Genomic DNA, 23901 nt, shown 5'->3' with positions numbered 1-23901 from the left:
GACGGAAGCCCTGCATCCCTCCTCCGAGGGGTGCAGGGCTTCCGTCATTCTGGCTGCGTCGGGTCAATCGTCGTCGGCGGCTCCGGATGCGACGCCGGAGGAGATCGCCGACATCACCGAGGCGTCGGTCAGGGTCGTCGTGTCGCCGACCGCCTTGCCGTCTGCGACATCGCGCAGCAGGCGCCGCATGATCTTGCCGGAACGGGTCTTGGGGAGCTCTGCGACGACATACACCTGACGGGGGCGAGCGATCGCGCCGATCTTCGTCGACACGTGCTCGCGCAGCACCTTCGGAGCGTCAGAGGCCTCGATCTCCGCCTTCTTGCTCTCCTTCAGGACGACGAAGGCGACGACCGCCTGCCCCGTCGTCTCGTCGCTCGCGCCGACCACCGCCGACTCGGCGACGAACGGGTGGTCGACGAGCGCCGACTCGATCTCGGTCGTCGAGAGCCTGTGGCCGGAGACGTTCATGACGTCGTCCACTCGGCCGAGCAGCCAGAGGTGCCCGTCCTTGTCGACGCCGGCACCGTCGCCGGCGAAGTAGCGGCCAGGGAACTGGGACCAGTACGTCTCGATGAACCGCTCCCGGTCGCCGTAGATGCCTCGAGTCATCGACGGCCACGGCTCCGTGATCGTGAGGAGCCCCATCTCGCCGGGGTTGACGCGCTCGCCCTTGTCGTCGACGACCTCGACGACCACCCCGGGAACAGGCACCTGCGCTGCGCCGGGCTTGAGCGCGACCTGGCTCGGGATCGCGGAGATCATGATGGCACCCGTCTCGGTCTGCCACCAGGTGTCGACGACGGGCACGCGGTTGCCGCCGATGACCTCCCGGTACCAGGACCAGGCCTCAGGGTTGATCGGCTCCCCCACGGAGCCGAGGAGGCGGATCGAGGAGAGGTCGTACTTCGCGGGGATCTGCCTGCCCGACTTCATGTATCCGCGGATCGCCGTCGGCGCCGTGTAGAAGATCGTGACCCCGTAGCGCTCGATGATGTCGAACCAGCGGCCGAGGTCCGGGGTGTCGTGCGTGCCCTCGTACATGACCTGCGTCGCACCGTTCGCGAGCGGTCCGTAGACGAAGTAGCTGTGGCCGGTCACCCAGCCGACGTCGGCCGAGCACCAGTAGACGTCCTGCTCCGGCTTCAGGTCGAAGATGGTGCGGTGCGTGAACGACGTCTGGGTGAGGTAGCCGCCGGTCGTGTGCAGGAGGCCCTTCGGCTTCCCGGTCGTGCCCGACGTGTAGAGGATGAAGAGCGGGTGCTCGGCGGGGAACGGCTTCGCGACGTGCTCATCGCTCACCTGCGTGATCTCCTCGTGCCACCAGAGGTCACGCCCCGGGGTCAGCGACGGCTCGTTGTCGGCGCGACGGACGACGAGCACGTGCTCGACGGTGTGCCCGTCTGCCTCGAGCGCCGCATCCACGGTCTCCTTGAGGGGGAAGATCCGCCCCTTGCGGATGGAGCCGTCGCTCGTGATCACGAGCTTCGCGTTCGCATCCTCGACGCGGCTGCGGATGGAGTCGGCGCTGAAGCCGCCGAAGATGACCGAGTGGATGGCACCGATGCGCGCGCAGGCGAGCATCGCGACGACGGTCTCCGGGATCATGGGCATGTAGATGGCGACGACGTCTCCGGCCGCGACGCCGAGGCTCTCCAGGAGGTTCGCGGCCCGCTTCACCTCGCCGAGGAGGTCGGAGTACGTGATGGTGCGCTTGTCGCCGGGCTCGCCCTCCCAGTAGATCGCGACTCGGTCGCCGTTGCCGGCGAGCACGTGACGGTCGACGCAGTTGAAACTCGCGTTGAGCGTGCCATCGGCGAACCACTTCGCGAAGGGAGCATCGCTCCAGTCGAGGACCTCGGTGAACGGCGTCGACCAGTGCAACTCCTTGGCCTGCTCGGCCCAGAATCCGAGCCGGTCTTCTTCTGCCCGTGCGCCGAGGTCGGCCGGCACGGGGGAGGAGGACGTGAAGTCGTCGCTGGGCGGGAAGGTCTCGAGGTCTTCCAGGAGGTGTTCGATCTTGTCAGCCACCACAGGTCCTTTCGCGTCGTTGCGATGCCGCGCCACCTCATTGCGGCGCAGCCTCTGAGAAGTCTACGGAGCCAGCATGCGCTCCGACTCCCGCCTTTCGGGGGGAATGTCGGAGCGCTTCGGAGGATCCCTGCGGCGCCGGGTCCCGCGGAAGTGAACCGGCAGCAGTGCCAGCGGCGACGCGCTCGACGCTCGGTCTCCGAGCGCCGGAGCGCAGCCCCACCGGCCTTTCAGCGTGCGGGATTTGTGCAGCCGTGCGGTCGTGAGAGCCCAGCCGAACATTTTTCGATTGTCTGGGAACCAGACGTGGTCTCGGGCGAAATATGCACTAGCATGGACTTCGATGGTTTCGCTCTCTGTCGCAACTGTCGTCGCTCTGCAGCAATCAACCCCCCTGAACGCTGCATGAGCTGAGGCGCTCGGATATCCCCCTGTCCGGGCGCCTCTTCAGTTAACCGCGCGACTCTGCGGCTCCTGGACCTGTGGAGAACGCTCCTCCCCAAGTTGGCGCACCTCCGCCCGCGCTCGAGCGCGGCCGTTCGTACGCTTCCTGCATGTCCTTCACCTCAGGCTCCGGCGCAGCGCCCGCCCAGCGGTTCGTCGCTCGTCCAGCAGCCGACCGAGCCGCGTCGCTCACGTTGCCGCCACGCGCCGGTTTCGACGACTCCACACCGCGATCGGTGCGCTCGCTCACCCGAGGCCAAGCGGACGCGTTCGGCCCGCTCGCCGGGTACGTGGCAGACGGCGAGGTGACCGACCTCTTCGTCAACGGCTGCGACGGGCTGTACGTCGACCGGGGGAGCGGCGCCGAGCGGGAGGAGTCCTGGCTGGCCCCGAGCGAGCGGGCGCTGCGGGAACTCGCGGTCCGCATCGTCGCGGCCGGCGGACGGCACCTCGACGAATCCGCGCCATGCGTGGATGTGCGGATCGCCGACGGCATCCGCGTGCACGCCGTGCTCCCGCCCGTCTCGACCACGGGCACCCTGCTGTCGATCAGAGCCCCGAAGGTTCGTCAGCTCACGCTTGAGCAGCTCGACCGACAGGCGTTCTTCGCTCCCGGTGCCGAGGAACTCGTTCGCGAGGCGGTGCGGACCCGAGCGAACGTCCTCGTGACCGGTGCGGGCGGAAGCGGGAAGACGACCTTCCTGGCTGCCATGCTCTCGGAGGCCGATGCGCGGGACCGCATCATCCTGATCGAGGACGTGGCTGAGCTGCGTATCGCGCACCCGCACAGCGTCTCGCTGGAGGCGAGGCAGGCGAACATCGAAGGCGCGGGCAGCGTGCCCCTCGAGCGCCTCGTCCGCGAGTCTCTGCGGATGCGCCCTGACCGCCTCGTGCTCGGCGAGTGCCGTGGCGCGGAGCTGCGGGAGCTGCTGGCGGCCCTCAACACCGGCCACGACGGCGGCGCGGGCACGCTGCACGCGAACTCGCTCGCGGACGTGCCCTCCCGGCTGGAGGCCCTCGGTGCGCTCGCGGGGATGACACCGGACGCGGTTGCGCGGCAGACGGTGAGTGCCATCGACCTCGTCATGCACGTCGAGCGCACCCCGTCCGGGCATCGACGACTCGCGGAGATCGGCGAGTTCCGTCTCGATGCTGCTGGCCGATTGGCGATCGCCACGGTGACGCGCCCGCGGGGCGCGCCCGGCGTCGACGTCGCCGGGTCCACGTCCCTCCCTGAGGCGGGGACGGGGACCAGCGCGACCGGAACCCGTCACCGAGAGCCCAGGCGGTCATGACGAGGCAGGCCATCGACGAGGCCGAGCAGACGGCTGCGGTCGTCGAGCGCCTGGCCGCACTGCTCCTCGGCGGCGCCACGGCGGCCTCCGCCTGGCAGCACGTTGCGAGCTTCGCCGCAGCCGAGTCGGCGCACCCGGCGAGTCATCGCGCTCGGGCGGGAAGCGCGCTCCGAGGCGAGCTGCGACGACGAGCGATCGCCGTGTTCCGCGTGAGGGTGGCGCCGCCGCGCGTCGACGTCGCCGAGCCCGTCGAGCTCCGGGTCGCGCGAGGCCTGCGTGCGGGCCAGCGCGTCGGCGCGATACTCCGAGAGCAGCAGGCGACGAGCTGGCGCTCCCTCGGCTGTGCGTGGTCGCTCGCCGAACGCACGGGTGCCCCGCTCGCCCGCGGCCTCGCCGACCTCGGGCAGTCCTTCCGAGATCATGCAGCAGCCGAGCGCGATGTGGAGCTCGCGCTCGCCGGCCCGAGCAGCGCCGCACGCCTCGTCATGGGTCTGCCGGCAGTGGGGGTGCTGCTCGGCCTCGCGCTCGGCTTCGACAGCCTCGCCGTGCTCTTCGGCACCCCCATCGGCCTGGCCTGCCTCGTCGGCGGCCTCGCGCTCATGACGACCGCGCACCTCTGGAACCGCGCCCTCATCGCGGCGGCCTCGAGACGAGACCCGGTGCCGGGCCTTGCACTCGACCTGACGGCGCTCGGCATGCTCGGCGGGGCATCCGCCGGCACCGTCCTGCATCAGGTCGAGCGTGTCCTCGAAGACGCCGGCCTGGCCCACGGCGACCGGCCGAGTCGGGAAGCCTCGCGCTCAGACGGTCGCATCGAGCGGGTCCTCGACCTCGCCAGAGGCGCCGGAGTACCCGCCGCCGAGCTCCTCCGGAGCGAGGCCGCACTGGAGCGCCGAGACGCCCGAGCCGCATCGAGTCGGAACGCCGCGCAGCTCGGAGTGCGCCTCATGCTGCCGCTCGGGCTCTGCGTGCTCCCCGCGTTCCTGCTCCTCGGCGTCGCGCCGCTCATCCTCGCGGTGCTCACCCAGACGATCTCGCGGCTGTGATGCGCGCCTCGAAGGCGCGCCGCCGCCGCCACTCCTTCGGCAGCCCAGACGGTTGCCCCTCGACGCTCGTGCCGACTCCGAACTGACGACCAATAAGAGAGGTACAACCTTGCTCACCAACGACCGCCTCAGCGCAGGCCCACGCGCCATCCTCACGAGACTCCGAGCCCGTCTCCACGACGAGGAGGGTGCGGCGACCGCCGAGTACGCGATCGCGACCATGGCCGCCGTCGCCTTCGCGGGACTCCTCGTCGTCATCATGCAGAGCGACGAGGTCCGCGAACTGCTCGAGAACATCATCCGGACCGCGCTCACGCTGGACGAATGATGCTCCGGGTGCCGCGGTGGCGACAGCTCGCCCGCTCGTGCCGGGGCTCCGCGACCGCGGAGTTCGCCATCGTCGCACCCGCCGTCGTCCTCCTGCTCGCGCTGTGCCTCGCCGGACTCCAAGGCGTCGTGGTGCAGGTGCGGCTGCAGGATGCGGTCGCCGACTCGGTCAGGCTCATCGCCAGGGGTGACGACGAGGCCATCGCGCGTGCCCGCATCCAGGCGCTCGTGCCCGACGCGAGGCTCGAGATCAGCCACGCGGATGGGCTCGTGTGCGCGCTCGCATCCGCGCCGCTCGAACTCGGCCAGCGGGAGCTGCCCGTCACGGTCGCCGCACGCGCCTGCGCTCTCGGTGGTGGCCGGTGATCGCCGCGAAGCTCGCCGGAGAGCGCGGCGCCGGTGGGGTCGTCGTGCTCGCCGTCGGGCTGCTCGTCCTCGCGATCTCCATCGGCGCGATCGGCATGCTGGCTGCCTTCCCCGCCAGGCAAGCTGCGCAGGCGGCCGCGGATGCCGGGGCGCTCGCGGCGGCGGACGTCGCCTCGGGGTATCTGGACGGAGAACCGTGTGCGGAAGCGGGTCGCGTCGTCGAGGCGAACGGCGCATCGCTGGAGGAGTGCGCGACCGATGGCCGGGAGGCCGTTGTGCGAGTTCGTGTAGAGTCCGGCCCGTTCGTCTTTTCGGAATCGTCGAGGGCAGGACCGCCGCCGGAACGAGAAGACGTGAGGCGGAGCCGCCAGCATTTGGAAGCCTTCCGTTTCAGCCAGCCCGTTCACAGACCAGCCCGTCCATATAATGGGCGCCGACGGGTGGCAACAGCCCCCACATCACTCCGGCCAGCCGGAATCGCCGTGCGAAAGCACGCAGACCCATCCAAGGAACGCTTGTGTCAGGCAGCAACACACTGGTCATCGTCGAGTCGCCGACCAAAGTGAAGAGCATCTCGCAGTATCTCGGTGATGACTACACCGTGCTCGCCTCCGTCGGACACATTCGCGACCTCATCGAGCCCAAGAACCTCCCGCCGGAACTCAAGAAGGGCTCCCTCGGCAAGTTCAGCGTCGACGTCGACAACGGCTTCGAGCCCTACTACGTGGTCTCCGAGCAGAAGAAGAAGACCGTCGCCGAGCTCAAGCGAGCTCTGAAGGACGCCGACGAGCTCATCCTCGCAACTGATGAGGACCGCGAAGGAGAGGCCATCGCCTGGCACCTCCTGCAGGTGCTCCAGCCGAAGGTCCCCGTCAAGCGCATGGTCTTCCACGAGATCACCCGCGAGGCGATCGAGGCGGCCAAGGACCGGACTCGCGACATCGACGTGCACCTCGTCGACGCCCAGGAGACCAGGCGAATCCTCGACCGTCTCTACGGCTACGAGGTCTCCCCGGTCCTGTGGCGCAAGGTCGGCCCCGGGCTCTCCGCCGGCCGCGTGCAGTCAGCGGCGACACGCCTCATCGTCGACCGCGAACGCGAGCGCCTCGCCTTCGTCAAGGCCAGCTACTGGGGCGTCGAAGCACGCTTCGCGCCGGAGCCCGGCAAGGACGGCGCAGCCTTCGTCGCCCGCCTCACGAAGCTCGACGGCGAGCGCGTCGCCACCGGACGCGACTTCGACGATCACGGTGTGCTCAAGAACACCAGCGTGATCCTCGGCGAGGCCGAGGCGACCACGCTGACCGTGCAGCTCACCGCGGGCACCGTGCCCCTCACGGTCTCCTCCGTCGAGTCCAAGCCGTACACGCGCCGCCCCGCCGCGCCGTTCACGACCTCGACGCTCCAGCAGGAGGCGGCGCGCAAGCTGCGCTTCACCGCCCGCCAGACGATGAGCGTCGCCCAGTCGCTGTACGAAAACGGGTACATCACCTACATGCGTACCGACTCGTCGTCGCTCTCGTCGCAGGCCCTCAACGCGGCCCGCACGCAGGCGTCGAAGCTCTACGGCGCCGAGACGGTCCCCGCCGCTCCCCGCCTCTACGGCTCCAAGTCGAAGAACGCGCAGGAAGCGCACGAGGCGGTCAGGCCAGCAGGGTCCACCTTCGCGCTTCCCAGCGAGCTGCGCCCCAAGCTGAGCCCGAACGACTTCAAGCTCTACGACCTCATCTGGAAGCGGACCATCGCCTCGCAGATGGCCGACGCCAAGGGGCAGACGGCCACCGTCACGATCGACGCCTCGCCCGTCGACGTGTCCGATGCGCAGGGGACGGTCACCAGCCGCGCGGCGGAGTTCCAGGCATCCGGCACCGTCATCACCTTCCGCGGCTTCCTCGCCGCCTACGAGGAGGGAAAGGACGAAGCGCGCGACGACTCGACGACCGCGGAGGCCAAGCTGCCGCCGCTCGAGAAGGGCCAGAAGCTCGAGACCGAGACGGCAGACGCCAAGAGCCACGAGACGAGCCCACCCCCGCGCTACACGGAAGCCAGCCTCGTCAAGACCCTCGACGAGCTCGGCATCGGCCGTCCGTCCACCTACGCGTCGATCATCTCCACGATCATCGACCGCGGCTACGTCGCACCGCGCGGCAGCGCACTGGTCCCCAGCTGGACGGCCTTCTCCGTCGTCCGCCTCCTGGAGGAGCACTTCCACGACCTCGTCGAGTACAACTTCACGGCGCAGATGGAAGGCGACCTCGACCGGATCGCCGCAGGGTCCGAGCAGCGCAACGACTGGCTGCGTGGCTTCTACTTCGGCACCGAGGACCACAAGGGCCTGCGCGGCGTCATCGACAACCTCGGTGAGATCGACGCCCGTGAGATCAACTCCACCCCCCTCGCCGACGGCATCGTGCTCCGCATCGGACGCTACGGCCCGTACCTCGAGGTGGCGCCGGAGACGGAGGGCGACACTCCTCGCCGCGTGAACGTGCCTGAGGAGCTGGCCCCGGACGAGCTGACGGCCCAGAAGGCGATCGAGCTCGTCGAGGCACCGATCCAGACCGACCGCGTGCTCGGCGTCGTCCCCGAGACCGGCAAGCGCATCCTCGTCAAGGACGGCCGCTTCGGCCCCTACGTGACCGAAGGCCCCTCCGAAGCTGAAGAGGCCGCCGCGGAGGCGGACGCGAAGGCCAAGGCACTCGCGGAAGAGGCGGAGGCGAAAGCCGCTGCGGCCGAGGGGCGTCCCGTCAAGAAGCCGCGCGCCAAGAAGGCCGCCGCGGCAGACAAGCCGCGCACCGCATCGCTCTTCAAGTCCATGATCCCCGAGCAGGTCACCTACGAGCAGGCCATCGGGCTGCTCGAGCTGCCCAGGGTCGTCGGCGTCGACGCCGAGACAGGTGCGGAGATCACCGCGCAGAACGGCCGCTACGGCCCGTACCTGAAGAAGGGGACCGACACCCGCTCCCTCACGAGCGAGGACGAGATCTTCACGGTCACGCTCGAAGCGGCGCATGAGCTGTTCGCGCAGCCCAAGTACGGTGCTCGCACCACGAAGGCCGCGATCAAGGAGTTCGAAGCCGACCCGGTCAGCGGGAAGCCGATCAAGATCAAGGACGGCCGCTTCGGGCCGTACGTGACCGACGGCGAGACGAACGTGACCGTCACACGGGGCGCGAACCCCGAGGATGTCACCTTCGAAGAGGCCGTGCAGATGCTCGCCGACAAGCGCGCCAAGGGACCGGTGAAGCGCAAGACCACGGCCGCGAAGAAGCCTGCCGCCAAGAAGCCTGCCGCGAAGAAGCCGGCGGCCAAGTCGACGACGGCGAAGACGACCGCCGCGAAGAAGCCGGCCGCGAAGCGCGCACCCGCCAAGAAGCCGGCGGCCAAGGCCAGCGAAGCAGCAGCCACCGAATGACGGGCCTCTTCATCACGCTCGAGGGCGGCGACGGGGCAGGGAAGTCGACGCACTCGGGCCTGCTCGAGAACTGGCTGAACTCGCTCGGCCAGCAGGTCGTGCGCACCCGCGAACCAGGCGGCACCGACCTGGGCGCCGACATCCGAGAGCTCGTGCTCCACCGCAATGGGCACATGGACGCGCGAGCCGAGGCGCTCCTGTACGCCGCCGACCGCGCACAGCACATCGCGACGGTCGTGCGGCCAGCCCTCGAGCGCGGCGACATCGTCGTGCAGGACCGGTACCTCGACTCCTCGATCGCGTACCAGGGGACCGGTCGTGAGCTCGGCGCCGACGAGGTCAGAGACCTCTCGCTCTGGGCCGCGCGCGGCCTCCTTCCCGACCTCACCGTGCTCTTCGACCTCGACCCGGAAGAGGGCCGCCGCCGCATCGGCGAGACCCGCGGCACCTACGATCGGCTCGAAGCGGAGTCCAAGGCGTTCCACGACTCCGTCCGCTCGGCGTTCCTCGCCCTCGCCGCAGCAGACCCCGGCAGGTTCCTCGTCATCGACGCGACCCAGCCTCGAGAGCACGTGGCCGAGCTCATCCGCACCCGCGTCGCCGAGCTCCTCGAGCGGCAGTCGGCGAGCGAGTAGCCGTGACCGTCTGGGACGACCTGTCCGGTCAAGACGATGCGATAGCGCTGTTCTCCAACGCGGCGAAAGCCTCGAAGCGGGGAGCGATCGACCCGAGTGGCATGACCAACTCCTGGCTCATCACCGGCCCTCCGGGTTCCGGCCGAAGCAACATGGCCTACGCCTTCGCGGCCGCGCTCCTCTGCCCGGACGGCGGATGCGGGGTGTGCCCGTCGTGCGTGCAGGTGCGCGCTCGCTCACATCCCGACCTCACGGCGGTCGTGACCGAGACCGTGCAGCTGGACATCAAGACCGCCCGCGAGCTCGTCGAACGCGCCTCCATGTCCCCCATGACCGGGCGCTACAGGGTCATCATCGTCGAGGACGCCGACCGCATGGTCGCACGCACCTCCAACACCCTCCTCAAGGCGATCGAGGAGCCGCCGGAATCGACCGTCTGGGTGCTCTGCGCTCCGAGCGAGGCCGACCTGCTGCCGACCATCCGCTCGCGAGTGCGCAGCGTGCGCCTGCGCGTCCCCGCGGTTCGAGACGTCGCGGCCCTGCTCGTCCGGCGCGACGGGATCGAGCCCGACACCGCGCTGCGTGCCGCCCGCGAAGCGCAGAGCCACGTCGGCATGGCCAAGCGCCTTGCGACCAGCGACGACGCCTGGGGGAGGCGCGACGCGTCGCTCGACGGGCTGCTCGACATCCGCACCACCGGCGAGGCCGTTCGCAAGGCCGCGCAGCTCGTCACCATCGCCGACGAAGATGCAACCGCCAACGCCGCCGATCGTGACGAGCACGAGCGCGCCGCGGCGTTCCGCTCGCTGGGGCTCACACCGGGACAGGCGGTGCCACGGCAGTTGCGCGGCCAGATCCGCGAGCTCGAGGAGCACCAGAAGCGCCGGGCCAAGCGAGGGCAGGTCGACGCGATCGATCGCATCCTCACCGACTCCGTCTCCCTGCTGCGCGACCTGCTCATGCTGCAGCTCGAGCTGCCCGTCGAGCTCGTCAACGAGCACCGGAGGAGCGAGCTGGAAGCCGCAACGGGCTCCCACAGCTCCGACGACGTGCTCACCAGCATCGACGCCGTCAGCAAGGCTCGCGCACGACTCGCCGCGAACGTGCCCGTGGCGCTCGTGCTGGAGGCATTCTTGATCAGCTGGACGCAGAAGCAGCAGGGAGCATCATGACCAGAACGACCACCCGCGCTCGAGCGACGGCGCGGGGCATCGGCGCCTCGCTCCTCACAGCCGCCGTCATCTTCGCGCTCAGCGGATGCACGCTCATCACGACCCTCTCTGGCCCCGGAACGTCGGGAGACCGCGGGCCGCAGGAAGACGCGCAGCTCGTGCCCTCCGGGCTCGAGCCGAGCATCCAGGCGTACTACGAGCAGGACCTCGACTGGGGCGACTGCGGCAACGGGCGCGAGTGCGCCACCGCAGAAGCTCCCATGAACTGGGGCGACGGGGCGTCCGAGAAGATCGAGCTCGCCATGGTCAAGGTGCCAGCAGCGAGCGGCAACCCCCTCGGCACGATCTTCACGAACCCGGGTGGCCCCGGTGCCTCCGGCATCTCCTTCGTCCGCGACAGCGCCGAGTACGTCTTCACGCCCGAGCTCATGGACGACTTCGACATCGTGGGCTGGGACCCGCGCGGCGTCGGGGAATCGAGCGCCGTCGACTGCCGCGACGACGCCGGCATGGACGAATGGTTCTACGGCGTCGACGAGGAACTCGACGCCGAGACGGCGACCGACCAGCAGATCATCGACGCGGTGACCGCGAACTCCAAGGAGTTCGCCGACGACTGCCTCGAGAACACGGGGGCTCTCCTCGAGTTCGTCGACACGAAGAGCACCGTCAAGGACCTCGACATGATGCGAGCCCTCGTCGGCGACCCGAAGGTCAACTACTTCGGGTTCTCGTATGGCACCGACATCGGCGCGCAGTACATCGACATGTTCCCCGAGACCGTCGGACGCGTCGTGCTCGACGGCGCGACCGACCCCACGCTCTCGACCTTCGAGGTCGTGCTCGCCCAGCAGGGCGCGTTCGGCGAAGCGACCCGCACCTACCTCGAGGATTGCCTGACGACGACCAGCTGCCCATTCACGGGCAGCGTCGACGACGCGATCGCGAAGATCAACGCCCTCATGGCCGAGGCCGACGACACGCTCCCCAACAACGCCGACGGCCGGAAGCTCACCAGCAGCGTCATCGACACCGCCATCAGCTCGGCCCTGTACAACGACCAGAGCTGGCCGTACCTGAGCGAGGCGTTCGCCGCCTACGAGGCCACCGGCGACCCGGCAGGATTCTTCGCGCTCAGCGACTCCTATTACGGGCGCGAGCCCGACGGCACCTACGCGGACAACATGTTCGAGGCGTTCACGGCCATCAACTGCCTCGACTACCCGGTCGAGACCGATCCCGCGAAGATCGCCGACTTCAACCGGCAGATCGCGGAGTCGACCCCCATCGGCATCCCCGGCCCTGAAGCGCTCGGCGACACGACCTGCCAGCAGTGGGCGTTCCCATCCACCAACGAGCTCGCGCCCGTCACGGGAGCGGGTGCGGACCCCGTGCTGGTCATCGGCACCACGGGCGACCCGGCCACGCCATACGCGTGGGCGGAGGCAGTGACCGAGCAGCTCGAATCGGCCACGCTCGTCACCTTCGAGGGTGAAGGGCACCTCGCCTACACGCAGGGCGACAGCTGCGTCACGGGCGCGGTCGACGCGTACTTCATCGACGGGACGGTGCCCGCAGAGGGCCTCGTCTGCTGACTCCGACACCCCGATGTGCACTTGAGCTGAGTGTGCGTTATGCTTTGGTGTCGAGTTCAGCGCCCCAGGGAGTTGAGCTGCAGGCAGGCCGCCTTAGCTCAGTCGGCAGAGCGATTCACTCGTAATGAATAGGTCGCGAGTTCGATTCTCGCAGGCGGCCCCATCGCCCCTCCGCACTTCGGTGCGGAGGGGCTTTCGTCTTCTCCGGCGGCACCGAGTCGGCCGCGCTCCTCAGCGCGCCTCGCCTACGCTGATGAGATGCTCGAGCGCCGGCACCACCAAGACCCCGACCAGCACCCGCCCCTGGCATTCCCGGGCCTGCGCAGCCCGGTCCATCGGCTCGGCGAGGGGGAGGGGTTCGACTTCTCTCGCCGGGTCGCGGTCATGGCGATCGTGAACCGCACCCCCGACTCGTTCTATGACGATGGGGCGACCTTCGCGCTCGAGAGCGCCGTGGATGCCGTGCTCGCCGCCGAGCGGGCGGGAGCGGACATCGTGGACATCGGCGGTCAGCCCTTCGCGCCAGGTGAGGAGCTCTCCGAGCAGGACGAGATCAGCCGGGTGGTGCCCGTGATCCGTGCCGTGCGGGAGCGGACCAGCATCCCCATCTCCGCGGAGACCTACCGTGCACGCGTCGCCGAGGCATGCCTCGAAGCGGGCGCAGGCATCATCAACGACACGAGCGGCCTCCGCGACGAAGACCTCGCGAGGGTCGTCGCGGGCTCGGGTGCTCAGCTCATCATCACGCACAGCGTCGCGGCCCCGCGGGCGGAGCTCGCCCGGCCGCACTACGACGACGTGGTGGGAGAGGTGCGCTCGTTCCTGCAGGCACGGGCCGAGCGGGCCATCGAGCTGGGGGTCGGGGAGGACCAGCTCATCGTCGACCCGGGGCACGACCTCAACAAGAACACGCTGCACACGCTCGCACTGACACGGCACTTCGACGAGATCTCGTCGCTGGGCTTCCCTTCCCTCGCCGCGGTCTCCAACAAGGACTTCATCGGCGAGAGCCTCGACAGGCCGAAGCGGGAGCGGGTAGCCGGGTCGCTGGCGGCGGCCGTCGCGTGCATCCTGCTCGGCGCTCGCATCGTCCGAATGCACAACGTGCCAGAGGCGGTCGACGCGACCCGCATGACCGAGGCGATCCTCGGCCTCCGTGCGCCCGCGTACACGCGACACAACGTCTAGGGCGCCCCCAAGTTCGCACTCGACTCACCACTGCCGTCCACGTCTGCGTGGCATGCTCTCAGCATGAACGCTCCATTCTCGGCGATCCGCTCGCTGCTCGGTCCTGCGGGTGCCCGTGAGCAGCTCGACGACGAGCAGCTGCTCGCCCACTACGCCTACCCCGCGAACGGGGCGTTCCGGCTGAACTTCGTGGCGAGCGTCGACGGGGCTGCGATGGGCGGCGACGGCAGGTCGGGGAGCCTCGGCACCGCCGCGGACCATCGTGTGTTCGAGCTGCTGCGTCGCCTCGCGGACCTTGTGCTTGTGGGGGCTGGCACCCTTCGCGACGAAGGCTACGTGGGCCTTCGAGTCTCCGAGCCCTCCGTGGCCTGGCGCGAAGAGCGGGGGCGCCCCCCACATCCGACGCTGGGCATCGTCTCGAACCGTCTCGCGCTCGACCCGAAGCACGAGATGTTCGCGGATGCACCCGTACCGCCCATCGTGGTGACTCCCGTCTCCGATCTCGAGCGGCTCGCACCGTTCCGGGAGGTCGCGACCGTGCTCACCGTGCCGGAGCATCCGGAGCGCCCTGGAACCCTCGACGTCACCGAGCTCCGCGCCATGCTGCGCGAGCTTGGCCACACGGAGGTGCTCTGCGAGGGCGGGCCCTCGCTGTTCGGCGAGGTCAACGCTCAGGGCGCGTTCGACGAGCTCTGCCTGACGATCTCGCCGGCGTCGGTTGGTGGGCAGGGTGGACGCATCACGCACTCGGAGACGCTTGCGCAGCACCCGCTCGCCCTTGCCGGTGTCCTGGAGTGCGACGACACGCTGCTGCTCCACTACCTCCGCTCTGCCGGCCTGAGCTGAGGGCTCGAGTCTCCCGCCTGCCCCGCCGAGCGAGCCAGCGGGCAGGAGGCCTCCCCGAATCCTCGGTCAGGCGCGGCGCCCGCATCGCGTGGCTAGACTTGCAGCTTGCCGTGCCGTCGAACGACGACGCGGCCCTCGTTCCGCCCGGAGGTGACATGGCCAGGTCAGGAAAGTCCCCGCGCTCAGTCGCCAGTCGCCTCGTCGGCTTCGCGCTCGCGGGCGTCCTCGCACTCGGAGGGGGCTTCGCGGCCGGCGCGGCCGGGTTCGCAGCAGCAGCACCGGCGTTCGCCGGCACGTCCGAGGTCCTCCCCGCCAAGTCGCTCGGCGCGGTTCGTGTGGCACCCGTCGAGGCCACCGCCGCCGAGCCGATGCGAACCTGCTCCATCGAGGACGTGGCGAGCGCCGCAGGAGCCCTCGACTTCCACGGCGTGGTCGTCGACTCGCAGAGCGGCGAGGCGATCTACGAGCGCAAGGCGACGGACGCGGTGCCGACGGCATCCGTCATGAAGCTCCTGACCACGACCGCGGCCATGCAGGTGCTCGGCCCGGACTTCCGCATCCCGACACGCGTCTACGCAGGCAGCGAGCCGGGCTCGGTGGTCATCGTGGGAGGTGGGGACGTGACCCTCGCCTCCACCGACACCGGCGCGGGCAGCTACTACTCCGGCGCGACCGCGACGCTCGCCGACCTCGCCGCCCAGACCCGGACGGCCTGGGCGAGCGACCCGAGCCTCTCCGGCATGCCCCTCACCCAGGTGCTCGTCGACAAGTCGGCGTTCAGCGGGCCGGAGTGGCAGCCGTCGTGGTTGCAGGCGGACCGCACCGACGGCTACATCAGCCCGATCTCGGCGCTCATGGTCGACGGCGGACGCCAGAACCCGGCGAGCCTCGTCTCGCCCCGCACGGATGACCCGAGCGGCGCCGCCGCTGGCGCGTTCGCCACGAGGCTCGGAGCCGCGACGGCAGGCGCGAGCGGCACCGTGCCGGAGGGCGCGACGCTGCTCGCGGAGGTCTGGTCGCAGCCGGTCTCCGAACTCGTGCACTACGCCCTCATCGACAGCGACAACAACGTCGCCGAGATGCTCTCGCGGCTCGTCGCGATCGAGCAGGGTGTCGGCACCGACTTCGCCGCCATCCAAGCCTCGACCAGCCAGGCACTGTCGACCCTCGGCCTCGACGCCGACGGCCTCGTCCTCGCGGACGGCTCCGGTCTGTCCGCCGACAACCGAGTTCCGCCCGAACTCGTCGCCGAGCTGCTGCAAGCCATCTCGCAGCCGGACATCGCCGCGTCCCAGATGCTCGACGACCTGCCCGCATCCGGCCAGACCGGCACCCTCCAGACGAGGCTCACCTCCCTGGGCGTCCCCCCAGGCGCCATCACCGCGAAGACCGGGTGGATCAACGAGGTCTACGGACTCGCCGGCTACATGACCGCCGCGGACGGCAGCAGGCTGACCTTCGCGTTCTTCGTCGTCGGCGCCGTGACGCCCGCCAACCGCGACGCGCTCGACAGCATCGCCGCCCGCGCCTACTCGTGCGGCGCATCCCTCGCCAACTGGTGAGCGACGAGCTGAGCGGGCGCGGATGCGCCTGGCTCATCCAGGAACGCTGCGGCAGACTGGGGGCATGAGCCGCGCACTGCTGATCGTCGACGTCCAGAACGACTTCACCGAGGGTGGGGCCCTCGAGACAGCCGGTGGTGCCGCCGTGGCCGCTGGCATCACCGAGCACCTCGCGGAGCACGGCGAGGACTACGCGGTCGTCGTCGCCTCGCGCGACTGGCACGACGCCGACAGCGACAACGGTGGGCACTTCCACCCGCAGCCCGACTTCGTCGACAGCTGGCCGGAGCACTGCGTGGCCGGCACGCCGGGCGCCGACTACCACCCCGCGCTCGACACGAAGCTCGTCGACCTCCACATCTTCAAGGGGCAGGGCTCGCCGTCCTACTCGGCTTTCGACGGTGCCACCGCCGAGGGCGAGCCGCTCGCCGAGGCGCTGCGCGCTCGCGGCGTCGACCACCTCGACGTCGTGGGCATCGCGACCGACCACTGCGTGCGGGCATCCGCGCTCGACGCCCACCGGGAGGGGTTCACGGTGCGTGTCGTCGACGGCCTCACCTCAGCCGTGGCCGCAGCGTCCCGCGCGGCGGCTCTCGACGACCTGCGTGCCGCCGGCGTCACCGTCGAGTAGCGCTCCTGCCCGCGCGCGGGCCAGCTGGCCGGCTCAGCGGGGGAGGAGCAGCTGGTGCTGTGCGAGCTCCCGGTAGAGGGGGACCGTGTCGACGAGCTCGAGGTGCTTGCCGCGGCCGAGCACCTGACCGTGCTCGAGGACCACGATCTCGTCGCTGTCCACGACCGTCGACAGGCGGTGGGCGATGACGATGACGCTTCGACCCTCCGAGACCTTGTCCAGGGCGTCGCGCATGAGCCGCTCGTTGGCACCGTCGAGGGCTGACGTCGACTCGTCGAGCAGCAGGATGGGCGGGGCCGAGAGCAGGGCGCGGGCGATCGCGAGGCGCTGGCGCTCGCCGCCGGAGAGCATGACGCCGGACTCGCCGACCTGGGTGTCGAGCCGGTCGTCGCTGCGGTCGAGGACGTCCCCGAGGTTCACCTCGCGGAGTACCTCCTCGCAGGCGACGTCGTCGGCGTCCGGTCGGCCGAGGAGCAGGTTCTCGCGCAGGCTTCCGGCGAGCACGGGCGCGTCCTGCTGCACGTAGCCGAGCTGTGCGCGCAGCTGCTGCCGGTCGATGGAGCGGAGGTCCACGCCGCCGACGCGGATACTGCCACCCGTGGGGTCGTAGAAGCGCTCGAGCAGGGCAAGGGCCGTCGACTTGCCCGAGCCGGAGGGGCCGACGAGGGCGAGGCGCTCGCCGCGGCGCAGCGCGAAGCTGACGCCGTCGAGCACCAGCGGCGCCTCGACGCGCGCCTGAGCCCCGTCCTCCGCGAAGAGTCGAGCGTCGGGGTCGGACGCGGCCCCCGTCATGGCCGCTGCCATGCCGCCGCGCGACGACTCTCGGCGGATCGTCTCGAGCCGCGCGGCTGCCCGCTCGCGAGCTGCCCGCGCGCGCACGACGTCCTCCGGGTAGTGGAAGGTGACGTCCTCGAACTCCACGGCGGGCGCGTCCGGTGCCCCGCGCTCGTTGGCCGGACCCTCGAGGACGACCAGCGCCGCCTCGTCGCGGTCGCCTGCCCCCTCTTCGGGGATCGCGATGATCTCCTCGATGCGCCCGAGCGCGCCGAGGGCGGTGTTCACCGCGGTGAGGGCGCCGAAGAAGAGGCCGAGCGGCATGATCATCATGAACAGGAACATGATGAAGGCGATGAGGTTCGCGATGCTCAGCTCGCCTGCCGCCACGCGCAGGCCGCCGACGCCGAGCACCGCGATGAGCGCGCCCTGCATGGCGAAGCCCGCGACGGGCACGATGAACGCGGAGATGCGGGCCACGTCGAGGCCACGCTGGTAGGCGCCGACCGCGTCGGTGTCGACGAGGCGCTCCTCGCGTTCGGTCGCGCCGAACGCCCGCACGGTCCTGACCGAGGAGATGGCGCGTTCGACGGAGGCGGTGAGGTCGCCCACCTTCTGCTGGGCCGCGGCGCTGGCCTCGCGGATGCGCATCGACATGCCTACGACAAGCAGCAGGGCCACGACGACGACGGCGAAGGTGATGAGGAACAGGACGCCATCGAGCACGATCATCGCGACGACGGCACCGATGAAGGTGAGGGCGCCGCCGATGGCTTCGACGAGTCCCTGCGTGAGCACGGCCCGGAGCATGGTGGTGTCGCTGCCCACGCGGGAGACGAGGTCGCCCGTCCTGCGGGCGTCGAACTCGGCGACCGGCAGCCGCAGGAGCTTCGCGACGAGGCGGCGTCGCGTGTTGAGCACGATCGACTCGCCCGTGCGCTGCAGGAGGAAGTGCTGGATCCCGTTGGCGATAGCGCCGATGACCACGGCGCCCACGAGCACCCACACGACCCAGGCGGCGATGGTGCCGACCTCGACCTGGCCGATGAGCACGTTCACGAGCAGCGGCTGGGCGAGGCTCAACGCCGAGCTGAGCACGCTGATGGCGATGATGCCCGCCAGCAGCGGCTTGTTGACGAGGAGGTGCGGGAGGAGCTGCTTGAAGGTCGCCCTCGGTGCGCCCGACGCTTCACGAGCCGGTCGCCCGGGGAATCCCCTGCGCTTCTTCTGCGCCGTCTCCCCGCTGCCAACTGCTCCTGCATCCACTGGCTTGTCGCCCAAACTCCTGGCCTTTCGCCCGCAGCGCGCCGAGATGCGCGCACGCCGATGGCGCGCAGTCGTGTGCGCGCACCCGCCAAGGGTACCCGCCCCGACCTGGGGCATCCGCCCCTCCCGGCCCGCTGGGCAGGCAGACGACAAGGGGCCGTGCATCCGCAGTGGATGCACGGCCCCCGTCGATGAGGCGCGGCGACTACTTCGTGTTGGTCACGTATGCGATGTCGCGGGTCTCCTTGGAGATCAGCAGCGCCACGAAGGTGAGGACCGCGGCGCCGGCGAGGTACACGCCGACCCAGAACGGGCTGCCGTCGCCGAACGCCCAGAGCGCGATGAAGACGGTCGGCGCGAAGCCGGCGCCGAAGACGCTCGAGAGGTTGTAGGCGATGGCGCTTCCGGTGTAGCGCACGTTGGCGGGGAAGAGCTCGGGGAGGACGGCGCTCATGGGGCCGAAGGTGAGGCCCATGAGCGTCATGCCGATGACGAGCATTCCCTGCGTGCCGATGAATCCGCCAGCGAGCAGCGGCGTCATGGCGAAGCCGAAGATGAAGATCGCGCCGGTGGTCCAGAGCAGCATCTTGCGGCGGCCGTACTTCTCGGCGAGCGGGCCGGAGACGAGCGTGAAGATGCCGAAGAAGACGACGGAGACGATGAGCATGATGAGGAACTGCTCGCGCATGTAGCCGAGACCTGGCACCCAGGCTGCCGGGTCGAACGCCTCGCCGGCTGCTTCGGCCTTCGCGGCAGCCTGCTCGGTCGTGGCCTTCGTCCCGAAGGACAGAGTGAACGCGGTCATCATGTAGAAGAGCACGTAGGTGGCGAGCATGATGAACGTGCCCAGGATGATCTGGCGCCAGCTGGTCTTGAACGCTGCGAACAGCGGAACCTTGGAGACCTCGCCTGCGGCGACGACCTTCTCGAACGCGGGCGTCTCGAGGAGGCTGATGCGCACCCAGAGGCCGACGATGACGAGGATGGCGCTGAGGAGGAACGGCACTCGCCAGCCCCAGGCGAAGAACGTCTCGTCGCTCATGAAGTGGGAGAGCAGCACGAAGAGCAGGTTGCCGAGGATGAAGCCGATGGGGGCGCCGAGCTGCGGGAAGGTGCCGTAGATGGCGCGCTTGTTCGCCGGGGCGTTCTCCGTGGCGAGGAGGGCCGCGCCGCTCCACTCGCCGCCGAGGCCGAGGCCCTGGCAGAAGCGCATGATGACGAGCAGCGTCGGCGCGAGGATCTCCCAGCCGGGCGTGAGCGCCGTCGGGAGGAGCCCGATCGCGAAGGTGGCGATACCCATCGTGAGGAGCGTCGCGACGAGGGTGCCCTTGCGGCCGATGCGGTCGCCGAAGTGGCCGAAGAGGATCGACCCGATGGGGCGAGCGATGAAGGCGACGCCGAAGACGGCGAACGAGGCGAGGAGTGCCGTCGTCTCGTTGTCGTTCGGGAAGAAGAGGGCCGGGAAGACGAGGCTCGCGGCGGTCGCGTAGATGTAGAAGTCGTAGAACTCGATCGAGGTTCCGACGAGGCTCGCGGTGAGGACCTTGCCGCGGGAGTTCTTGACCTCGAACTCCTCGACGGACGCTCCGGTCTTGGTCTTGCTGGGGGATGACACGTTGCTCCTGAGACAGCTGGCTCGCTGGTGAGTCGCGGTTTCGGTGCGGGTTGCGCGGTGCTTGAGCTCAGAGCAGCGGTGGGTGGAACGCGTCGGACCGTGCGGATGCGAGGTGGATTGACGCGTGCTCGGTCGGATGCTTGTGGCTTCCGGCCGAGACGAGGTTACACGTCATTCGTCGCTTTCGCTGGCCCACTACCCAATCGTGGGCCGCATGAGGTATGCGGTTCCGGCTGTGCTCAGCTGGCGGCGTCGTCGTTCGGCAGCTGGGGAAGCTCGCTCATGATGTGACCCATGCGCTGGACCTTGGTGGTCAGGTAGGCGAGGTTCGCGTCTTCACGCCCCACCTCGAGGGGCACGCGCTCCTCGACCGTGATGCCGTGCGCTTCGAGGGCCTCGGCCTTGGCGGGGTTGTTCGTGAGCAGGCGGATGCGGGAGATCTGGAGGTCATCGAGCATCCGGGCGGCTGCCGTGTAGGCACGGCTGTCGGCGGGGAGGCCGAGCGCGAGGTTCGCATCCACCGTGTCGAGCCCCTGCTCCTGCAGGGCGTAGGCGCGGAGCTTGTTGAGGAGTCCGATGCCGCGGCCCTCGTGGCCGCGGAGGTACAGCACGATGCCGCCGTCGCGACCGATCGCCTCGAGGGAGGCGTCGAGCTGCGGCCCGCACTCGCACTTCAGCGAGCCGAAGGCCTCACCCGTGAGGCACTCGGAGTGAACGCGCACGATGGCGCCGTTCTCGGGCTCACCGGAGATGATCGCGAGGTGCAGCTGCCCGTCGGCGTCGTCGGTGTACGCGCGGAAGCGCAGGACCCCGTGGCGCGTGGGGATCGAGGTCTCGGCCTCGAAGGTGACGGAGGAGGTGGGTGCGTCGCTCATGGAATCGCCTTCGCTCAACGACCGGTCAGGCGCGAGAGCGCGCCGAGTCGGTAGCCGAGGCCCCAGGCGAACACGCGCCAGACGGCCTCGACGATGATGTCGCTCGACATCTTGGATGCGCCTTCCTGGCGTTCGACGAACGTGATGGGCACTTCGCTCACGCGAATGCCGGAGCGTTCGAAGAGCCAGGCCATCTCGATCTGGAAGCAGTAGCCGGCGCTCTTGATGCGGCTGAGGTCGAAGCCCTGGAGGAGGTCGACGCGGTAGCCGCGGTAGCCGGCGGTGATGTCGCGGATCTTGCTCTGCAGCAGCACGCGGGCGTAGATGGACGCGCCGCGGGAGAGGATCTGGCGCTGGAGGGGCCAGTTCTCGGTGCGCCCGCCGGGCATCCAGCGGGTTCCGATGACAAGGCCTGCGCCAGCATCGAGCGCGTCGATCATCTCCGGCAGTCGCTCGGGCGGGTGCGAGCCGTCGGCGTCGAACTCGAAGACGTAGGTGTAGCCGCGCTCGGCTGCGAGCGCGAAGCCCTCGAGGTAGGCGGTGCCGAGACCGAGCTTGCCGGCGCGGTGCAGCACGGTGACGCGCTCGTCGGCCGCGGCCATCTCGTCGGCCATGTCGCCGGTGCCGTCTGGGCTGTTGTCGTCGACGACCAGCACGTGGATACGCGAGTCCGCCCCGAGAACACGGTCCACGATGGAGCGGACGTTTTCGCGTTCGTTGTAGGTGGGGATGATGACGAGCGTTTCGGGCATTGCGTCATCCTAGCGCGGAGATTCGGCAGAAATGGTGCGATCAGCTGGGGTGTGGGAAGTGCCCAGCTCGCCTCTCAGGGAACTGGCGAGGTCAGCGTCTCGGCTTGGGGAAGCCGACGCGGGCGTAGACCTCGTCGAGCGTCGTGAGGGCGAGTTCGCTTGCCCGCTCTGCGCCGCGCTCCAGGATGCGGTCGAGCTCGGCGGGGTCGGCCAGGAGTTCGTTGGTCCGTTCGCGGATGGGAGCGAACGTGGACTCGACGAGCTCGGCGAGGCCCTTCTTGAGGTCGCCGTAGCCGCCGCCCGCATACTGCGCCGTGATCTCGTCGATCGACGACCCTGAGAGCACGGAGGCGATGGTGAGGAGGTTCGACACCCCTGGCTTGGTCTCGCGGTCGAAGCGGATCTCGCCGTCGGCGTCGGTCACCGCGCGCATGATCTTCTTGCGCGTGACCTTCTCGTCGTCGAGCAGGCGGAGGAGGCCAGCGTCCGACTCCGCCGATTTCGACATCTTGGCGGTTGGGTTCTGCAGGTCGTAGACCTTCGCGGTCTCCTTCATGATGTGCGGTTCCGGCACGACGAAGGTGTCGCCGAAGCGCGAGTTGAACCGCTCGGCGAGGTTGCGGGTGAGCTCGATGTGCTGGCGCTGGTCTTCGCCGACGGGCACGGACGCGGCCTGGTAGAGCAGGATGTCTGCGGCCATGAGCACGGGGTAGGTGAAGAGGCCGACGGTCGTCGTGTCTGCGCCGTACCGCTGCGACTTGTCCTTGAACTGCGTCATGCGGCTGGCCTCGCCGAAGCCCGTGATGGTGGACAGCACCCACTGCAGCTGCGCGTGCGCGGGCACCGCCGACTGCACGAAGAGGATCGACTTCTCGGGGTCGATGCCTGCCGCGATGTACTGCGCAGCCGTCACCCGGGTGCGCTCGCGCAGCGAGCTCGGTTCGAAGGGCACGGTGATGGCGTGCTGGTCGACGACGCAGTAGATGGCCGTGAAGTCCTCCTGCATGGGCACCCAGTTGCTGAGCGCGCCGATGAAGTTGCCGAGGTGGAGCGAGTCGGCGGAGGGCTGCATGCCGGAGAAGAGCACTGGCTTGGTCATCAGGAGATCCTCGAGGTCGTGCGGTTGGTCGTGCGAGTGGGGTGGGCCGGTGCGGGCGGATGCGGGGCGACGACCCCGGAGGTCAGAACGTGTAGTCGACGACGACGGGCGCGTGGTCCGACCAGCGGGTGTCGTAGCTGGCGGCGCGGTCGACGGCGTAGGAGACGGCGCGCTTGGCGAGCTCGGGGGTCGCGACCTGGTAGTCGATGCGCCATCCGGTGTCGTTGTCGAACGCCTGGCCTCGCTGCGACCACCACGTGTATGGGCCTTCGACCTCGCCGGTGAGCGCGCGGCCCACGTCGACGTAGCCGAGCCCGGTGCCGGTGCTGCCGTCTGCGCCTTCGACGCTCGCGCCGTGCTCGCCGAAGATGCGGTCGAAGTAGGCGCGCTCGCGGGGGAGGAAGCCGGCCCGCTTCACGTTGCCCTTCCAGTTCTTGATGTCGAGCTTCGTGTGGCCGACGTTGAGGTCGCCGACGATCAGCGAGTGGGCGCTGTGGGCCTGCAGCTCGGGGAGCCTCGCGCTCATGGCGTCGAGGAACTTCCACTTCTCGTCCTGCTTCGGGGTGTCTGCCTCGCCGGAGTTGACGTAGCAGCTCACGACCGTGAGCGGGGTGCCGTCGATGTCGAAGTCGGCTTCGAGCCAGCGGCCCGCCGAGTCGAAGTCGTCCGGGCCGAGCTCGGTGCGGACGGCGCTGATCGGGATTCGGGAGGCGATGGCGACGCCGGCGCGACCCTTCGCGGTCGCCAGGTGGTCGTGCAGGTCCCAATCGGACGTGTCGATGAGCTTGTGCAGCTCTTCCGTGGGGGCGCGAACCTCCTGCAGTGCCAGGATGTCGACCTCGCGTTCGGCGAGCCACTCGCCCATGCCCTTCTTGTAGGCGGCACGGACTCCGTTGACGTTCACTGACGCGATGCGAATGGTTCTTGGCATGCGCTCGAGTCTAGACGGGACCACCGACACGGGCACTCG

At 69.5% G+C, this 23901-nt stretch carries 20 protein-coding genes and 1 tRNA gene; 14 read left to right on the top strand and 7 right to left on the bottom strand.

The features are described 5' to 3' along the window. Positions 1-63 precede the first annotated feature (63 nt). Positions 64-2031 carry an acetate--CoA ligase gene (acs, locus tag C5E05_RS10145; RefSeq protein ID WP_104341854.1) on the bottom strand — a complete coding sequence of 656 codons (1968 nt, stop codon included), beginning with the start codon at positions 2029-2031 and terminating at the stop codon, positions 64-66. A gap of 554 nt (positions 2032-2585) precedes the next feature. Here acs and C5E05_RS10140 point away from each other — a divergent pair. From C5E05_RS10140 to C5E05_RS10075, 14 genes are all read left to right on the top strand, one after another. Beyond that, a complete protein-coding gene (locus C5E05_RS10140; protein WP_104341853.1) occupies positions 2586-3770 on the top strand; it encodes a TadA family conjugal transfer-associated ATPase in 1185 nt (394 codons plus the stop codon). Beyond that, complete coding sequence (locus C5E05_RS10135) at positions 3767-4816, top strand: type II secretion system F family protein (RefSeq protein ID WP_104341852.1); 1050 nt, start codon at positions 3767-3769, stop codon at positions 4814-4816. Before C5E05_RS10140 ends, C5E05_RS10135 begins: the two co-directional genes overlap by 4 nt. Positions 4817-4925: 109 nt before the next feature. After that, on the top strand, positions 4926-5144 hold the full coding sequence (locus tag C5E05_RS10130) for a DUF4244 domain-containing protein (RefSeq protein ID WP_181058019.1): 219 nt from the start codon (positions 4926-4928) through the stop codon (positions 5142-5144). Continuing rightward, a complete protein-coding gene (locus tag C5E05_RS10125; protein WP_258064833.1) occupies positions 5141-5509 on the top strand; it encodes a TadE family type IV pilus minor pilin in 369 nt (122 codons plus the stop codon). The genes C5E05_RS10130 and C5E05_RS10125 overlap by 4 nt, the downstream gene beginning before the upstream one ends. Then, complete coding sequence (locus tag C5E05_RS20705) at positions 5416-6075, top strand: Rv3654c family TadE-like protein (protein WP_104243160.1); 660 nt, start codon at positions 5416-5418, stop codon at positions 6073-6075. The genes C5E05_RS10125 and C5E05_RS20705 overlap by 94 nt, the downstream gene beginning before the upstream one ends. Next, on the top strand, positions 6027-8921 hold the full coding sequence (topA, locus tag C5E05_RS10115) for a type I DNA topoisomerase (RefSeq protein WP_104243158.1): 2895 nt from the start codon (positions 6027-6029) through the stop codon (positions 8919-8921). The genes C5E05_RS20705 and topA overlap by 49 nt, the downstream gene beginning before the upstream one ends. After that, positions 8918-9556, top strand: coding sequence for a dTMP kinase (gene tmk / locus C5E05_RS10110; protein ID WP_104341851.1), 639 nt, complete (start codon positions 8918-8920; stop codon positions 9554-9556). Before topA ends, tmk begins: the two co-directional genes overlap by 4 nt. Before the next feature lie 2 nt (positions 9557-9558). Next, complete coding sequence (locus C5E05_RS10105) at positions 9559-10728, top strand: DNA polymerase III subunit delta' (RefSeq protein WP_104341850.1); 1170 nt, start codon at positions 9559-9561, stop codon at positions 10726-10728. Further along, complete coding sequence (locus tag C5E05_RS10100; RefSeq protein ID WP_104243152.1) at positions 10725-12323, top strand: alpha/beta hydrolase; 1599 nt, start codon at positions 10725-10727, stop codon at positions 12321-12323. The genes C5E05_RS10105 and C5E05_RS10100 overlap by 4 nt, the downstream gene beginning before the upstream one ends. An 87-nt stretch (positions 12324-12410) precedes the next feature. Then, positions 12411-12486, top strand: a tRNA-Thr gene (locus C5E05_RS10095). Between the two features lie 95 nt (positions 12487-12581). After that, entirely contained in the window at positions 12582-13511 is a 930-nt protein-coding gene (gene folP / locus C5E05_RS10090) for a dihydropteroate synthase (RefSeq protein ID WP_104341849.1), read from the top strand. A gap of 63 nt (positions 13512-13574) precedes the next feature. Then, positions 13575-14357, top strand: coding sequence for a dihydrofolate reductase family protein (locus C5E05_RS10085; protein ID WP_104341848.1), 783 nt, complete (start codon positions 13575-13577; stop codon positions 14355-14357). A 110-nt stretch (positions 14358-14467) separates the two neighbouring features. Further along, positions 14468-15919: a D-alanyl-D-alanine carboxypeptidase/D-alanyl-D-alanine-endopeptidase gene (gene dacB, locus C5E05_RS10080; protein ID WP_146081086.1), complete on the top strand. Its 1452-nt coding sequence runs from the start codon at positions 14468-14470 to the stop codon at positions 15917-15919. A 64-nt stretch (positions 15920-15983) separates the two neighbouring features. Next, positions 15984-16550: an isochorismatase family protein gene (locus C5E05_RS10075; protein WP_104341846.1), complete on the top strand. Its 567-nt coding sequence runs from the start codon at positions 15984-15986 to the stop codon at positions 16548-16550. A gap of 33 nt (positions 16551-16583) precedes the next feature. On the opposite strand, the gene C5E05_RS10070 is transcribed toward C5E05_RS10075, so the two are convergent. The 6 genes from C5E05_RS10070 to C5E05_RS10045 form a co-directional block, all read right to left on the bottom strand. Continuing rightward, positions 16584-18605, bottom strand: coding sequence for an ABC transporter ATP-binding protein (locus C5E05_RS10070; RefSeq protein ID WP_258064832.1), 2022 nt, complete (start codon positions 18603-18605; stop codon positions 16584-16586). 190 nt (positions 18606-18795) lie between these two features. Next, positions 18796-20205, bottom strand: coding sequence for an MFS transporter (locus C5E05_RS10065; RefSeq protein ID WP_104306005.1), 1410 nt, complete (start codon positions 20203-20205; stop codon positions 18796-18798). Positions 20206-20444: 239 nt separating this feature from the next. Beyond that, positions 20445-21080, bottom strand: coding sequence for a GTP cyclohydrolase II (ribA, locus tag C5E05_RS10060; RefSeq protein ID WP_104243138.1), 636 nt, complete (start codon positions 21078-21080; stop codon positions 20445-20447). Positions 21081-21094: 14 nt separating this feature from the next. Then, complete coding sequence (locus tag C5E05_RS10055) at positions 21095-21832, bottom strand: polyprenol monophosphomannose synthase (RefSeq protein WP_104341844.1); 738 nt, start codon at positions 21830-21832, stop codon at positions 21095-21097. Positions 21833-21923: 91 nt separating this feature from the next. Further along, the gene (gene trpS, locus C5E05_RS10050; RefSeq protein ID WP_181059507.1) at positions 21924-22931 is read right to left on the bottom strand and encodes a tryptophan--tRNA ligase; all 1008 of its coding nucleotides are present in this window, start codon (positions 22929-22931) and stop codon (positions 21924-21926) included. An 82-nt stretch (positions 22932-23013) separates the two neighbouring features. After that, a complete protein-coding gene (locus C5E05_RS10045) occupies positions 23014-23862 on the bottom strand; it encodes an exodeoxyribonuclease III (RefSeq protein WP_104299705.1) in 849 nt (282 codons plus the stop codon). Positions 23863-23901: the final 39 nt, after the last annotated feature.

The sequence above is a fragment of the Pseudoclavibacter sp. AY1H1 genome, assembly GCF_002931055.1.
Classification (GTDB): Bacteria; Actinomycetota; Actinomycetes; order Actinomycetales; family Microbacteriaceae; genus Pseudoclavibacter.
The sequence above is the reverse complement of the archived record's forward strand: the minus strand, read 5'-3'. Positions and strand labels throughout refer to the sequence as shown.

Excerpts from the sequence above, each read along its gene's own strand:
- C5E05_RS10140 (WP_104341853.1), top strand. The coding sequence starts at position 2,586 with ATGTCCTTCACCTCAGGCTCCGGCGCAGCGCCCGCCCAGCGGTTCGTC.
- C5E05_RS10135 (WP_104341852.1), top strand. The coding sequence starts at position 3,767 with ATGACGAGGCAGGCCATCGACGAGGCCGAGCAGACGGCTGCGGTCGTC.
- C5E05_RS10125 (WP_258064833.1), top strand. The coding sequence starts at position 5,141 with ATGATGCTCCGGGTGCCGCGGTGGCGACAGCTCGCCCGCTCGTGCCGG.
- tmk (WP_104341851.1), top strand. The coding sequence starts at position 8,918 with ATGACGGGCCTCTTCATCACGCTCGAGGGCGGCGACGGGGCAGGGAAG.
- C5E05_RS10100 (WP_104243152.1), top strand. The coding sequence starts at position 10,725 with ATGACCAGAACGACCACCCGCGCTCGAGCGACGGCGCGGGGCATCGGC.
- folP (WP_104341849.1), top strand. The coding sequence starts at position 12,582 with ATGCTCGAGCGCCGGCACCACCAAGACCCCGACCAGCACCCGCCCCTG.
- C5E05_RS10085 (WP_104341848.1), top strand. The coding sequence starts at position 13,575 with ATGAACGCTCCATTCTCGGCGATCCGCTCGCTGCTCGGTCCTGCGGGT.
- C5E05_RS10075 (WP_104341846.1), top strand. The coding sequence starts at position 15,984 with ATGAGCCGCGCACTGCTGATCGTCGACGTCCAGAACGACTTCACCGAG.
- ribA (WP_104243138.1), bottom strand. The coding sequence starts at position 21,080 with ATGAGCGACGCACCCACCTCCTCCGTCACCTTCGAGGCCGAGACCTCG.
- C5E05_RS10055 (WP_104341844.1), bottom strand. The coding sequence starts at position 21,832 with ATGCCCGAAACGCTCGTCATCATCCCCACCTACAACGAACGCGAAAAC.
- trpS (WP_181059507.1), bottom strand. The coding sequence starts at position 22,931 with ATGACCAAGCCAGTGCTCTTCTCCGGCATGCAGCCCTCCGCCGACTCG.
- C5E05_RS10045 (WP_104299705.1), bottom strand. The coding sequence starts at position 23,862 with ATGCCAAGAACCATTCGCATCGCGTCAGTGAACGTCAACGGAGTCCGT.